The organism is Micromonospora sp. WMMD735 (assembly GCF_049178995.1).
Lineage (GTDB): Bacteria > Actinomycetota > Actinomycetes > Mycobacteriales > Micromonosporaceae > Micromonospora > Micromonospora wenchangensis.
This window is the reverse complement of the sequence record NZ_JBMHMJ010000002.1, coordinates 2313371-2326582: the sequence shown is the minus strand read 5'-3', so window position 1 is coordinate 2326582 and position 13212 is coordinate 2313371. Positions and strand designations below refer to the sequence as shown.

Annotated in this window: 11 protein-coding genes; 6 read left to right on the top strand and 5 right to left on the bottom strand. The window is 71.5% G+C overall.

Annotated elements, in window-relative coordinates; all coding sequences use genetic code 11:
- Nucleotide 1: 1 nt before the first annotated feature.
- From ACN268_RS09920 to ACN268_RS09910, 3 genes are all read right to left on the bottom strand, one after another.
- A complete protein-coding gene (locus tag ACN268_RS09920) occupies nt 2–979 on the bottom strand; it encodes a carbohydrate ABC transporter permease (RefSeq protein ID WP_421482877.1) in 978 nt (325 codons plus the stop codon).
- Between the two features lie 67 nt (nt 980–1046).
- On the bottom strand, nt 1047–2351 hold the full coding sequence (locus ACN268_RS09915; protein WP_421482876.1) for an ABC transporter substrate-binding protein: 1305 nt from the start codon (nt 2349–2351) through the stop codon (nt 1047–1049).
- Nucleotides 2352–2437: 86 nt separating this feature from the next.
- Nucleotides 2438–3475 carry a LacI family DNA-binding transcriptional regulator gene (locus ACN268_RS09910; protein ID WP_421482875.1) on the bottom strand — a complete coding sequence of 346 codons (1038 nt, stop codon included), beginning with the start codon at nt 3473–3475 and terminating at the stop codon, nt 2438–2440.
- 282 nt (nt 3476–3757) lie between these two features.
- On the opposite strand from ACN268_RS09910, the gene ACN268_RS09905 reads away from it, so the two are divergent.
- The gene (locus ACN268_RS09905; RefSeq protein ID WP_421482874.1) at nt 3758–4216 is read left to right on the top strand and encodes a VOC family protein; all 459 of its coding nucleotides are present in this window, start codon (nt 3758–3760) and stop codon (nt 4214–4216) included.
- Between the two features lie 226 nt (nt 4217–4442).
- Here ACN268_RS09905 and ACN268_RS09900 read toward each other — a convergent pair whose 3' ends face one another.
- Together ACN268_RS09900 and ACN268_RS09895 are read right to left on the bottom strand one after the other, a co-directional pair.
- On the bottom strand, nt 4443–4778 hold the full coding sequence (locus tag ACN268_RS09900; RefSeq protein ID WP_421482873.1) for a hypothetical protein: 336 nt from the start codon (nt 4776–4778) through the stop codon (nt 4443–4445).
- A 335-nt stretch (nt 4779–5113) separates the two neighbouring features.
- Nucleotides 5114–6136, bottom strand: coding sequence for a LacI family DNA-binding transcriptional regulator (locus ACN268_RS09895; protein WP_421482872.1), 1023 nt, complete (start codon nt 6134–6136; stop codon nt 5114–5116).
- A 477-nt stretch (nt 6137–6613) separates the two neighbouring features.
- Here ACN268_RS09895 and ACN268_RS09890 point away from each other — a divergent pair, with 477 nt between their 5' ends.
- The 5 genes from ACN268_RS09890 (at nt 6614) to ACN268_RS09870 (ending at nt 13178) form a co-directional block, all read left to right on the top strand.
- On the top strand, nt 6614–8659 hold the full coding sequence (locus ACN268_RS09890) for a cellulose binding domain-containing protein (RefSeq protein ID WP_421482871.1): 2046 nt from the start codon (nt 6614–6616) through the stop codon (nt 8657–8659).
- A 347-nt stretch (nt 8660–9006) separates the two neighbouring features.
- A complete protein-coding gene (locus tag ACN268_RS09885) occupies nt 9007–9861 on the top strand; it encodes an ABC transporter permease (protein WP_421482870.1) in 855 nt (284 codons plus the stop codon).
- Nucleotides 9858–10580, top strand: a complete 723-nt coding sequence (locus tag ACN268_RS09880) for an ABC transporter ATP-binding protein (RefSeq protein ID WP_421482869.1) — start codon at nt 9858–9860, stop codon at nt 10578–10580. Before ACN268_RS09885 ends, ACN268_RS09880 begins: the two co-directional genes overlap by 4 nt.
- Before the next feature lie 89 nt (nt 10581–10669).
- Nucleotides 10670–11683: an ABC transporter substrate-binding protein gene (locus tag ACN268_RS09875; protein WP_421482868.1), complete on the top strand. Its 1014-nt coding sequence runs from the start codon at nt 10670–10672 to the stop codon at nt 11681–11683.
- 7 nt (nt 11684–11690) lie between these two features.
- On the top strand, nt 11691–13178 hold the full coding sequence (locus ACN268_RS09870) for an MFS transporter (RefSeq protein ID WP_421482867.1): 1488 nt from the start codon (nt 11691–11693) through the stop codon (nt 13176–13178).
- The last annotated feature ends 34 nt before the right edge of the window (nt 13179–13212 follow it).

Below are 13212 nucleotides of genomic sequence, written 5' to 3'. Positions count from 1 at the left end.
CTCAGATCCCCCGGTCCCGGCGTTCGCTGCGGGCCTGTACGGCGATGAAGACCACGGCCACCACCACGATTATCACGGTGAGCACGGTGGAGATCGCCGAGCCGTAGCCGACCTGGAGCTTCTTGAAGAACGTGTAGTACGCGAAGTACGACGGCACGTTGGTGGCGTTCTCCGGGCCGCCCCGGGTCAGCGCGAAGATCGGCCCGAACACCTTCAGAGCGGCGATCGTGCAGGTCAGCGCCACCACGAAGGTCTCCGGCCGGATCTGCGGCAGGGTGATCGCCCCGAACCGGCGCAGCCAGTTCGCCCCGTCGACCTCGGCGGCCTCGTACAGCTCCGGGTCGACCCGCTGCAACGCCGCCATGAACACGACCACCGGGTAGCCGATCTGCACCCAGATCATCACCGCCATCACCGCCGGCAGCGCGGTGTCCGGGTCGCCCAGCCAGTCGTGGCGCAGCGCGCCGAGACCGACCGCGTCGAGCACACTGTTGAACGCGCCGTCGGGGCGCAGGATCCAGCCCCACACGATGCCGGCCACCACCACGGGCAGCACCTGCGGCAGGTAGAACGCGGCCCGCAGGGCCGCCGCCGTCCGGGGCCGGAACCGCCGCCCGACGACGTCGAAGAGCACCGAGGCGAGCAGCAGCCCGAGCAGCGTCGGCACCACCACCATCGCGACGATCATCGCCACGGTGTTGCGGAACGACGCCCAGAACACCTCGTCGTCCAGCAGCCGCCGGTAGTTGTCCAACCCGACGAAGGTGGGGTCACCGACGCCCGACCAGCGGGTCAGCGACAGGTAGCCGGTGCCGACCAGCGGCACGCCGATGACCAGGACGGACAGCACCGCCCCGGGGAGCAGGTAGAGCCAGTACGCCGCGTCGCGGCCGTCGCGTCGGCGGCGGCGCGGGGACGCGGGGGAGGGGGTGGGGGGCGTCGCCTGCGGTGTGCCGGCGACGGTGTCGGGGACTGTCATCCAGGATCCTTCCCGGCGGGCTGGGCGGGCGCGCCGGTCGTGCCGGTCGCGCCCGCCGCTCGCCGTGTCACTTGCCGGTGATCTCCTTGACGCCGTCGGCGTACGGCTTGGCGATCGTGTCGAGCACCTGGTCGGGGGACTTGGATCCGTTGATCAGCGCCTGGAACCCGCCGACCAGCACGTCGTAGTAGCCGGGCACCGGCCAGTCCGGGTAGAAGGCCAGACCGTCCTGCTTGCTGACCGTGTTGAAGTCCTCGATGAGCTTGCGGTCCTTCGGGTCGGTGATCTTCGCAGGGTCACCGGCCACCGGGATGCCACCGTTGTTGCCGATCAGGTCCTGGATCTCCGGGCGCAGGGTGATGTCGATGAAGTCGTACGCCAGGTTCTTGGCCTTGCTGTTGGTCGGGACGACCCAGAGGTTGCCGGACGAGCCGGCGGTGAGGGTGTTGCCCGGGAACAGGAAGGTGTCCCAGTTGGCCTTCATCTCGGCCTTGAACCGGCCGTACCACCAGCTGCCCGAAACGATCATCGGGGTCTTGCCCGCGATGAACGCGGTGCCCATGTCCTCGGCCTTGAGGCTCGCCGAGTCCTTGGCGACGTAGCCCTTGCGGACCCAGTCGGCGAAGGTGTCCGCGCCGTACTTCAGCGGGTCGGCGCGGAAGTCGACCGGGTTCTTGTAGAGCTGGTAGTCGTCGACGAACTGCCGGTCGGCCTTCGACAGGGCCAACTGGTAGAACAGCTGCCCGGCCGGGTACTCGGCGCCGGCCATACCCAGCGGGGTGATGCCCTTGCCGACGAAGGTGTCCATCGCGGCGGTCAGCTCCGCCATGGTGGTGGGCACGGTGACGCCGTTGCGGTCGAACAGGTCCTTGTTGTAGTAGACCGTGACGTACTCGCCGTAGTTCGGCACCCCGAACCAGTTGCCCGACCCCATCACGCCCTTGTCGCTGTACCGGGCGGTGGTCTGCAGGCTGGGGCTGAGCTTGCCGGCCCAGCCGCGCTTGTCGGCCTCGCCGCTGAGGTCGGTGAGCAGGCCCTGGGACGACAGCAGGCCGGCCGTCGCGTTGCCCTTGTTGTACTCCATGATGTCCGGGCCCTCGGACGAGTTGATGATCATGCCGGCGTTCTGTTGGATCTGCTCGAACGCCTTGCGCTCGAAGCGCACCTCGACGCCCGGGTGTTCGGTCTTGAAGATCTCGATGGCCTTTGCCCAGCCGACCCCCATCGCGCTGTTCTCGCCCTCGTAGTGCCAGAGCTTGAGGGTCGTGGCCCCGCTGTCGTCACCGCTGTCGCCGCCGCCGCACGCGGCCACGGTGGTCGTCGCGGTGGCCGCCAGGGCGATCGCGGCGACGATCCGGCGGAATCGCTGCATTGCTATCCTCCTCGTTGAGTATCGAGCCCGGTACTTCACTGGGTCCGTCGTCGCGTTGCCGCGCGGCGACGGGCCGTTTTACCTGGTCAACCCCCATCGGGGTGACGGCTTCGGGGTGCTGCGGTCGATCCCCGGATCTCCAGCGCGCACGGCAGCAACTGCTGGTGGCGCTCGTCGCCGGCCCCGTCCAGGTGGCGCACCAGCGCCTCGATCGCGATCCGGCCCATCGCCGAGCCGGGTGACGTCATCGCGGTCAGCGCCGGGGTGGCCAGCTCGGCGACCTGCGGCGAGGTGACCATCGAGACCACCGACACGTCGTCGGGCACGCTCAGCCCCCGAGCGGTCAACTCGCCGAGGATGCCGAAGATCGCCGTCTCGTTCATGGCCAGCACGGCCGTCAGGCCCGGCGCCCGCGCGACGGCGGCGGCCAGCGCGGCCCGCCCACCGGCGGCGCTGTCCTGCGCCGGGATCATGACCGGCTCCAGGCCGTGGCCGGTCATCGCCGTGACGAACGCGTCCCGGGTCCGCAGCGCCGGCCCGTAACCACTGGCCAGGGTCTCGGCCGAGTGGTTGACGTAGACGATCTGCCGGTGCCCCAGGCCGACCAGGTGCGCCACCGCCTCCCGCACCGTCTGCTCGAAGTCGATGTCGACGTAGGACAGGCCGTCGGTGTCCCCGGTCCGCCCGATCAGCACCAGCGGCACCCCGGCCTGCGCAAGGGCGTCGACCCGCTCGTCGACGAGCTGCACCTCCATCAGCACCACACCGTCGAACATCCGCTGGCTGGCCAGCCGGCGCAGCTCGTCGAGGTCGCCGCCCCCACCGACGGGCGACAGCACCAGGTGGTAGCCGACGGCGCTGGCCGCCGCGGCGGCCCCGGTGACGAACGCCGCCTCGGTCGCGCCGAGCCCGCGCTCGTCCATCGGCAGCAGCAGGCCCAGGATCCGGCTGCGCCGGCTGGCCAGGCCCCGGGCCATCGCGTTGGGCTGGTAGCCGAGCTGCGTCATCGCGGCGAGCACCTTGGCCCGGGTCGCCTGGGAGATCGGCCGGGCCCCGGTGAGGACGTAGGACACGGTGCTGACCGAGACCTGCGCCAGGCGGGCGACGTCGTGCATGGTGGCCATCGCGCACCTCCTGCGGCCAGGCGGGGGAACCGCACGTGAGTGATCGTCGAAGCGGTTCGACGAAGCGGTTCGACAGACGCTAAGCCCCCTGTTACGGCGACGTCAATAGCCGATGTCGAACGGGGGTCACCGCCCGGGCGGGGTGGACCGGCGCCGGGGCCGGCGGGCGCGCGGGGATATCCGGCATGATCCTGGTCCGCAGTAGGTGCCACACCCTGTCACCTACCGCTGCGACTCTTGTGCTCGAGCCAACCCCATCGGGAACAACCCCAAGGAGCCCTCATGGCCATCACCACGACCACGCACCTGAACTTCCGCGGCGACGCCCGCGCGGCGCTGGAGTTCTACCGGTCCGTCTTCGGCGGTCACCTCACCGTCGTCGCCTACCGCGACTTCGGCATGCCCGGCGACCTGCCCGACGCCGACCGGGTCGTCTTCGGCCAGGTCGCCGCCGACAACGGCTTCACGATCATGGCCTACGACGTCCCCGGCCCAGGGCCCGCCGTGGTACCGGCCACCACCACCCGCGAGCACGGCATGACCCTGACCGGTGAGCGGTTCTTCGTTTCCGTCCGCGGCGAAACCGCCGACGAGGTCGGCGCACTGTGGGACGGGCTCGCCGACGGCGCCGCCATCATCGAGCGGTTCGGCCCCTCCCCGTGGTCCCCGGGCTTCGGGATGCTGACCGACCGGTTCGGCGTCACCTGGATCCTCGACGTCGCCGTGGCCCACTCCCGTTGACCCCGCCCGTGGTCCGGGGCCGTCGAACCAGGCAGCCCCGGACCGTCCCCCGTCTTGGACGGGGCAGCACATGCGCCTGCTCCCTCGACCGCGCCGGCATCCAGGTTAGCGCCTCATCGAACGCTTCTGACCGTGCGGAGGTGCGGGCTGCTGCGGGCGGACGGGGCCGTCCGCATGCCTCCGGCTGATCGGTGGACCGTGCCGCACGGTCCACCGATCAGGGACGTCACTCGCCGAGGATGATGAGCACCTGTTGGCAGCGATCGAAGTAGACGCCGCCGGCGGGGACCTGCGCCCGGACCACCAGCGGATACGGGTCCGCCGACCGACCGCCCTTCTGTACGTGAACCTCAACATCGTTGAACCCGAACCGGTGGAGCCGATCCAGGGCGTCCTGCTCGGACATCTCCAGGACGCCCGGCACCTGCGCCGGTCCGCACAGGCCGGTAGAGGTGGCGAGAGGCTTGGCGGCTGCCGGCGCGCCGGCGAGCGAGGCGACGGCGAGGCCGACGACGGCGGCAGCGGTGGCGAGACGATGGATGACCGGACGCAGCATGGGCAACTCCCGAGGGTAGCGGAGCCGTCACTGCATCGATGGGCGTATTGATCGATGGCCCGGATCCGGGTGAACGCCCACATCATGGCCGAAAGGTGGATGCCCGGTCATCTGTTCGGCTCGGATCGTGGCTCACTGGCAGGCTGAAGGCACGTCCACCCAGGATCGTCCTGGGAGGTCGACGGCTGGTGACCGACCGGTTCGACGGGTACGTCCCTGTCGGCCAGGACCCGCTCGGAGCGGGTCCTGGGCGGCTGATGACCAGGCGGCAGCAGGGAAGGCGGCCGGAGCCGGGATGGTCGGGGCCGGCCGTCCGGGGTCGCGGCGTTCGACCTCGGCCGTCAGGCGGTGGGCGGAGCGGTGCTGTGCCGTACCGCGAGCGTCGTGGCCAGCTCGATCCCGGTCTGCGCGGGCCGCTCGCCCCGGCCCAGCGCGAGCACCATCTCGGTGGCGGTGACCGCCATCTGGCCCAGCGGCCGGTGGACCGTGGTCAGCGGCGGGTCCAACTGGGCGGCGACGGGCAGGTCGTCGAAGCCGATGACGCTGAGATCCTCCGGGATGCGCAGGCCGGCTGCCCGCGCAGCCTGGTAGACCCCCACCGCCTGCAGGTCGTTGCCGGTCACGACTGCGGTCGGCCGGTCCGGACGGGCCAGCAGGTCGCGGGCGGCCGACCGGCCGCCCTCCCGGGTCAGGTCCCCCCGGATCACGGGCGCCGGCTCCCCGGTGAGACCGGCCTCCTCCAGCGCGGACCGGTGGCCGTCGAAGCGCGCCCGGTAGGACAGCACGTGGTCGGGCCCGGTGACCGCCGCGATGCGGCGGTGCCCCAGGCCGAGCAGGTGCCGGGTGGCCGCCCGGCCGGCCGACCAGTTCGTCGCCCCGACGAACGGCACGTCCTCGGGCAGCTCGTGGGTGGGGTCGACGACCACGAAGGGGATCGCGTGCCGACGGAGCTGGTCCTGCGCGTCGGCGTCGAGCTGCGCGACGGCCACCACGCCGAGGGAACGTCGCGACACCGCGTGGTCGAGCCAGTACCGTCCCGGGTCGCCGCCGGGACCCGACCCGGACAGCACCACACCGAGCTGGTGCCGGCGGGCTACCTGCTGGACGCCCTGGATGATCTCGATGCCCGGCAGCTCCCCGCCCTGCCCGAGGACCAGCTCGATGGTGGTGCCGCCGGCCGGCGGAGCGGACTTGCGGTAGCCGTACTCGCTGATCAGCGACTCGACCCGGGCCCGGGTCCCGGGTGCCACCCCGGCCCGGCCGTTGATCACCTTCGACACGGTCGGCACGGACACGCCGGCCGTCCTGGCGATGTGCGAGATGGTCACCGGTCGCGGTGGGTCGGCTGCCGACCGCCTCGACATGCCCGGTCCCCTTCCTGCCGGCGCGCGGGTCCGACCGGCGCAAGCCGCCCCGGGCGGACGCCGGCCGTCGGGGCGAGCGTATCGGGTCCGACGCCCGGACCGCCGGTCGGCGCGAGAGGGGCAGGTGGGTGCGGTCCGCTGTGGTTCACCTCGCGGGACCGATCCGGCACCGTCATCAGCTCGGGCGATGGAAAGTTTCTGGCTTCGAGTCCGATACTTTCTATGCGCCAGCCCGCTCGTCATTGACGAACATCCATGTCAAGCGTAGTGTCCGCTGTGGAAATGTTTCTTGGCGGGGCCCATTTGCCGGTTCCGTGTCCCCGTTGCGAGAAAACCGGGCAGCGCGGCGAGCGACATGGAAGGGCCCGTCGGGACCAGTGCGGTCCCGCGCCACGGCCAGCGGTCGCGCCGGTGCCGACCCGCCTGTGGCGGGCGGTCGTCCGGGCGTACCCAATCCATCCCCCGAGAAGGGTCCCCATGAAGAACAGACGCCTCGCGATCTGGGCAACGATCGCTCTCCTCGCCGTCGGCGGTGTCGCGACGGGCGCGGTGGTGGCACCGGTCCACGGTGCGACCGCGGCAGCCGCGAACGACTCGTCAGGTGCGGCCGCCGGCGGCTGCGTCGCCGATCCCGCCCTGCGTGGCGCGACGAAGAGCACGCTCTACACCGTCACGGCGGACGCCACCCCGCTGTTCGTCGAGAAGATGACCAAGTACGCCCCGGAGATGCAGGTGCACTACGCGCACTGCTCGATGGCGGCGGCGGGAACCGCCCAGTTCTCGGTCACCGTCGCGGAGGGCTTCAGCTCGTACACCGTCAGTCCCAAGAGCCGGAAACTCGCCGTCGCCCGCACCGGCAACACGATCAGCTTCACCAGCGGTCCCAACTACCTGATCGTCCAGTTCGACGCCAAGGAACTGCTGTTCGTCCTGATCGACGCGCCCGAGGCGGACGCGCCACAGGTGGGCGACGCCGACGTCAAGAGCCTGGCCGACTACGGCGTCGACAACACCGGGGGGACGCTGGTCACCTCCAAGATCCAGAGCGCGATCAACGCCGCGTCCGGGGCGACCCGGAACATCCTGTACGTGCCGCCGGGCCGGTACCAGGTCGGTGAGCTGTGGATGAAGAGCAACATGACCCTCTACCTGGCCGCCGGAGCGGTCCTCTACGGCTCGAACCAGAAGGCGGACTTCAACACCGGCAGCGGCGGGGTGAACATCGAGGGCATGCAGCACGCCTCGCTGCGGATGTACCAGGTGCGCAACGCCAAGCTGCTGGGCCGTGGGGTCATCGACGGCAACGGCAAGTACCTGCGGGCCCAGGGCATCAACCTGGCCGTGCTGAAGATCGAGGAAAGCTCCGACATCCTGGTCGACGGCGTCACCGTCCGCGACTCCAGCTACTGGAACACCCTCGTCTACCGCAGCGACCGGGTCACCATCAGGAACTACAAGCTGATCAACTGCCGGCCGAACTCGGGGTACAACAACACCGACGGCGTGGACTTCGACGAGTCGACCAACAGCCTGCTGTCCAACGCGTTCCTCTACACGGGCGACGACAACATGGCGACCAAGAACGAGTTCGCCAGCGGCATCGTCAACACCAGGAACGTCGTCCACGAGCACGTCGTCTGCTACAGCAACTCCGCCTGCGCGAAGATCGGCACCAAGACCGAGGGAACGTCGATGGACGGGATCGTCTTCCGCGACATCGACGTGGTGAAGGCGGGACGCTCGATGGTGATCGACGCGGTCGACACCGCCGTCGTGTCCAACACCCGGTGGGAGGACGTCCGGGTCGAACAGACCGACAGCCTGATCGACCTCCAGGAGGACCGTCCGCCGTCCTGGCGGACGGTGAAGAACACCTCGACGATCCGCAACGCCTACTTCACCAACGTCTCGTCGGACGTGAAGAAGGTCGTCAACCTGCACGGGCGGTCCTCGACGGTCAACATCAGCGGTGTTCACTTCACCAACTTCACCGTCCAGGGGCGGCCGGTCACCAGCCAGACCGATGCGGACGCGAGCTGGAACATCAACTCGTACGTCTCGAACATCACCTTCACCACGACGCCGCCGACCACCCCGCCCCCCACGACGCCGCCCCCCACCACCCCGCCCCCGACGACGCCGCCGCCCACCACTCCGCCCCCCACCACTCCGCCCCCGACTACCACGCCGCCGCCGGGCCAGTCCGGTGACTGCGCGGTGGGCTACACGATGAACTCCTGGAACGACGGGTTCACCGCCAGCATCCGCATCACCAACCGTGGCACGTCGGCGATCGACGGGTGGACCCTGGCGTTCACCCTGCCCGCCGGGCAGACGCTCACCAACGGCTGGAACGCCACCTACACCGGCTCCAGCGGTCAGGTCTCCGCCCGCAACGTCTCGTACAACGCGACGCTGGCGGCCGGGGAGTCCACCGACATCGGCTTCCAGGCCACCCACACCGGCAACACCGGCCGGCCCGCCTCCTTCACCCTCAACGGGGTCAGCTGCGCCGTCTCCTGACCCGACCATTCCACCGGCCGGTGTGGCCGCCTCCCCTCGGGGTCGCGGTCACACCGGCCGTCCGTGTGCACGCGGGTCCCGTCGTCCACCCGGTCTCCCGTCCGGCCCGGTCGCCCCGACGGACGGCCCGGCCGCAAGCCCGACCCGGGACGCCTCCGTCAGGCGACGGTTACCCGTTGCGCCCGGTCGACTACTCCACAAGGTCCCTCCCGTCAGGTGGGACGACATTGCAAGCCTACTAATCCTATCGGCAGGATAGGAAATCGAGAGGCTGGCGTTGACGTGCTGGTCATTCGTCTGCCGGCGTCGAGGACGACGCGGCCCGCGTACCGAAGGATGGGATGTCGATGACCGTCACGCACCCCGTCGGCGTCGAGGAGGTCGTGCTCGGCGGCGGGCGGTCGCCCGCACCGCCGGACCGCCCACCCGTCACCGGCGTCGCCGCGCGCCTCACCCGGCCCCTGCCCGCGCTGCTGCTCGTCGGCCTGCTCGCGGCCGGCTGGCAGCTCATGGCACGCACCTCCGGCAGTGCCCTGATCCCCGGCCTCGGGGAGATCGCCCGCAACCTGGCCGACATCACCACCAGCGGCGCGCTCGCGGAGAACGTCCGGGTCACCCTCACCCGCGTCGTGCTCGGCTTCGCGGCGGCGTTCGTCGTCTCCGTCGCCGCCGGCATCGCGATGGGCCGCAGCGCGTGGCTGCGCCGCTTCCTGGAACCCGCCGTCCTCATCGGACTGGCCACCCCCGGACTGGTCAAGGCCCTGCTGTGCGTCATCTGGTTCGGGGTGAGCCTGCTCAACCCCGTCCTCACCGTCGCGCTCGCGGCAGCGCCCGCGCTGACCATCAACGTCGCCCAGGGCGTCCGCTCGGTCGACCCGGCGCTGAGCGAGATGGCCCACGTCTACCGGTTCGACGCGCTGACCCGACTGCGCTACGTGTGGCTGCCCGCCATCGTCCCCGACCTGTTCACCGGGGCGCGGCTGGGCATCGCGATGGCCTGGAAGGTCATCGTGCTGGTGGAGATCTTCGGCCTCGCCGACGGCGTCGGCTACCAGCTCAACCTGGAGTTCTCCCAGCACAACGTGGCCGGGGTGCTCGCCTGGACCGTCGCCTTCGCCCTGGTCATGGCCGCCATCGAGTACGGGCTGCTGCAGACCCTGGAACGCCGGGCGGTGCGCTGGCGGCGGGTGGCCCTGCGATGAGCGTCCGGATCAGCCTCGACGGCGTCGACAAGGCGTTCACCAGCCGGCGCACCGGCGAACGGCAGCAGATCTTCCGCGACTTCTCCCTCACCCTCGCCCCCGACGAACTGGTCGCCGTGGTCGGCGGCTCCGGCACCGGCAAGACCACCCTGATGCACCTGATCGCCGGCCTGGAACGCCCCGACGCGGGCACCGTCTCCACCGGCGGCGCACGACCCCGCCTCGGCATGGTGTTCCAGCAGCCCCGGCTGCTGGACTGGACCTCCGTCGAGACCAACGTGCGGCTCGCCGCCACGGCGGCCGGCGTCGACCCCGTCGAGGTCGCCCCGATCCTCGACGCCGTCGGCCTGACCGACTACGCCCGGTCGTACCCGTCGGTGCTCTCCGGCGGGCAACGCCAACGCGTGGCCGTGGCCCGCGCGTTCGTCGTCCGACCCGAGGTGCTGCTGCTCGACGAGCCGTTCAGCGCGCTGGACGAGCTGACCGCCCGCCGCCTGCGGCTGCTGCTGCAACAGCTCTGGCTGCGCACCCCGCGCACCGGCCTGCTGGTCACCCACAACGCGCTGGAGGCGGCGTTCCTCGCCGACCGGGTGGTGGTGCTCGGCGGACGCCCCGCCGAGGTGGTCGGGGAGTACCGCATCGACCGCCCCCGCCCCCGCAGCCCCGAGGACCCCGACCTGTTCGACGTGCACCGCCGCATCGTCGCCGCCCTCACCTGAACCCGCCCCACCCCTCGGCGCGGCCACCGGCCCGCCGCCATCACCCGCGCGCCGGGCACCCACCCCTGAACCACCCGGAAGGAACCCCCGTGTCCACGACACCCCTCACCCGACGCTCCCTGCTGCGCGCCGCCGGGCTTGTCGCCGGCAGTGCCGGCGCGGCCACCCTGCTCAGCGCCTGCGGCGTCGACGAGCCGGCCGCCGCCGGCACCCGCAGCGCCAAGGTGCAGCCCCGCAGCCCCGGCACGGCGGGGGCGATCCGCGATTCGGTGGCCGAGCAGTTCGGCCTGGAGGCCAAGCACGGGCTCCACCTCGACCGCAAGGCCGGCGGCGGCCCCGGCGCGGGACAGGAACAGCTGCTCACCGGCGTGCTCGACATCTACGCCTTCGGCCCGCTGGGCGCGACCGAGGTGAACACCAGCGGCCACGACGTGGTCATCGTCGGGCCGTCGCTGTGGAACCACGGCCGCTGGATCGTCCCCGCCGACAGCCCCTACCAGAGCATCGCCGACCTCAAGGGCAGGAAGGTCGGCGTGCAGCCGCCCAGCAGCGACACCTACCGGGCGGCGGCGCTGGCCGCAGCCGTCAACGGCATCCGCTTCGACCGCGAGTTCAAGCTGTTCACCGGGCAGCCCATCGCCAACCTCGCCCTGTACGAACGCGGCGACCTCGACGCGATCATCGCCATCGAACCCAACGCCACCCGCCTGGTCGGCTCCGGCAACCGGCAACTCGCCTCCGTCGACGAACTGTGGCGCACCGGCACCGGCGACAGCAGCCCGCTGTTCCTCAACGGCACCGCCGTGCGCCGCGACTGGCTGGCCGCCAACCGGGAGACCGCCAGGGCGTACGTCGACTTCACCCTGGAGGCCTGGCGACTGGTCAAGAAGGACCCGACCCTGATCGGGAGGTACCACGCCGACTACGGCGTCCCCGCCACCGAGAAGAAGGCCATCGAACTGCTGCCGGAACGGCTCGTCCCGGTCTACGCCGACGTGTGGGACGACACCGTCTTCGCCAACCTGGAGAAGCAGATCGACCTGGCCGTCGAGGTCGGCGTGCTGAAGAAGCGGGCCGCCAAGCCGGTGTACGAGAAGCTCTGAGCCGGCGATGTCCCTGCCCCGGCGCAGCCGCGCCGCCCTGCTGGTGTGCTGCGGGACGCTGTTCCTCGGCGTCCTCGACGGCGCGGCGTTGAACCTGGCCCTGCCGTCGGTGCACCGCGAACTGCGACTGGGCACGACCGAGTTGCAGTGGGTGGCGACCAGCAACGCGCTGGTGCGGGCCAGCCTCACCCTGCTCTGCGGGGCGGTCGCCGACCGGTACGGGCGGCGGCGGACGTTCCGGGTCGGGCTGCTGGTGTTCGCGGCGGGATCGGTGCTGTGCGGGGCGGCCCCGCACGCGCCCGCCCTGATCGCCGCCCGGGGCGTGCAGGGCGTCGGGGGAGCGTTGATGGCCCCGCCCGCCCTCGCCCTCATCGCCAACCTGTTCCCCGACGCGGTACGACGCGGCCGGGCGCTGGGCACCTGGAGCGCGACGGCCGGAGTGTCGGCCGCCTGCGGGCCCCTGGTCGGCGGGGTGCTGGTGCAGGCCGCCGGCTGGCGCAGCCTGTTCGCCGTGAGCGTCGGGGGCGCGGCGCTGCTGTACCTGGGCACCCGGCTGCTGCCACCGGGTCTCGTCGACGGCCCACCCCGCCGCCTCGACGCGCTGGGCAACACCCTGGCCGCCCTGGTCCTGGTGGGCTTCACGTTCGCGCTGATCGACGGCCCCAGCCGGGGCTGGCTGACCGGCCCGGTCCTGGTCGCGCTGGCCGTGGCGGTCGCCGCCGCCGTCGGCTACCTGCCGGCGGCCCGCCGCCGCCCCGACCCGGTGCTCGACCCGCGCCACCTGACGGTCCCCGCACTGCGCGGCGCGGTGCTCACCGCGGTCGTGGCCTACCTGACGCTTGGCGGTTTCAACTTCGTCAACACCTTCTACCTGCAACAGGTCCGCGGGTTCAGCCCGCTGGCCACCGGACTGCTCACCCTGCCCACCACCCTCGGCACGCTGGTGCTCGCCAACGTCTCCGGCCGGATCGTCGGCCGGCACGGCGGCCGGCTGCCCGCCACCGTCGGGCACCTGTCGTTCGTGGCGTCGATGACCCTGCTCGCCCTGACCGTCACCACCGACGCCGGCCTGGCCCCGCTGCTCGTCGGCTACCTCCTGCTCGGCGCCGGCATGGGCCTGGTCAACCCGCCGGCCACCAACACCGCCGTGAACAGCCTGCCCCGCGACCGGGCCGGGGTGGCCAGCGCCATCACCAGCGCCTCCCGCCAGATCGGCACCAACCTCGGCGTCGCCGTCCTCGGGGCGGTGGTGGTGTCGGTGCTGGCCCTGACCGGCCAGCCCACCGACGACGCCGCCCGGGTCGCCGCCGAGGCGCCCGACGACTTCACCACCGCCCTGCGCGTCGCGTACGGACTCGTCGCGGTCACCGCCGCGTCCTGCGCGTACGCGACGTGGCGGCTGTTCCGACCCCCGTCCGACCCGACCCCGGGAGGGGAGGTGGTGGGGACCGGGGACACCTCGACGGCAGCACCGACCGCCACACCCGCCCGATAACCACAGCACGACAACAGCACAGAAAGGACCACCA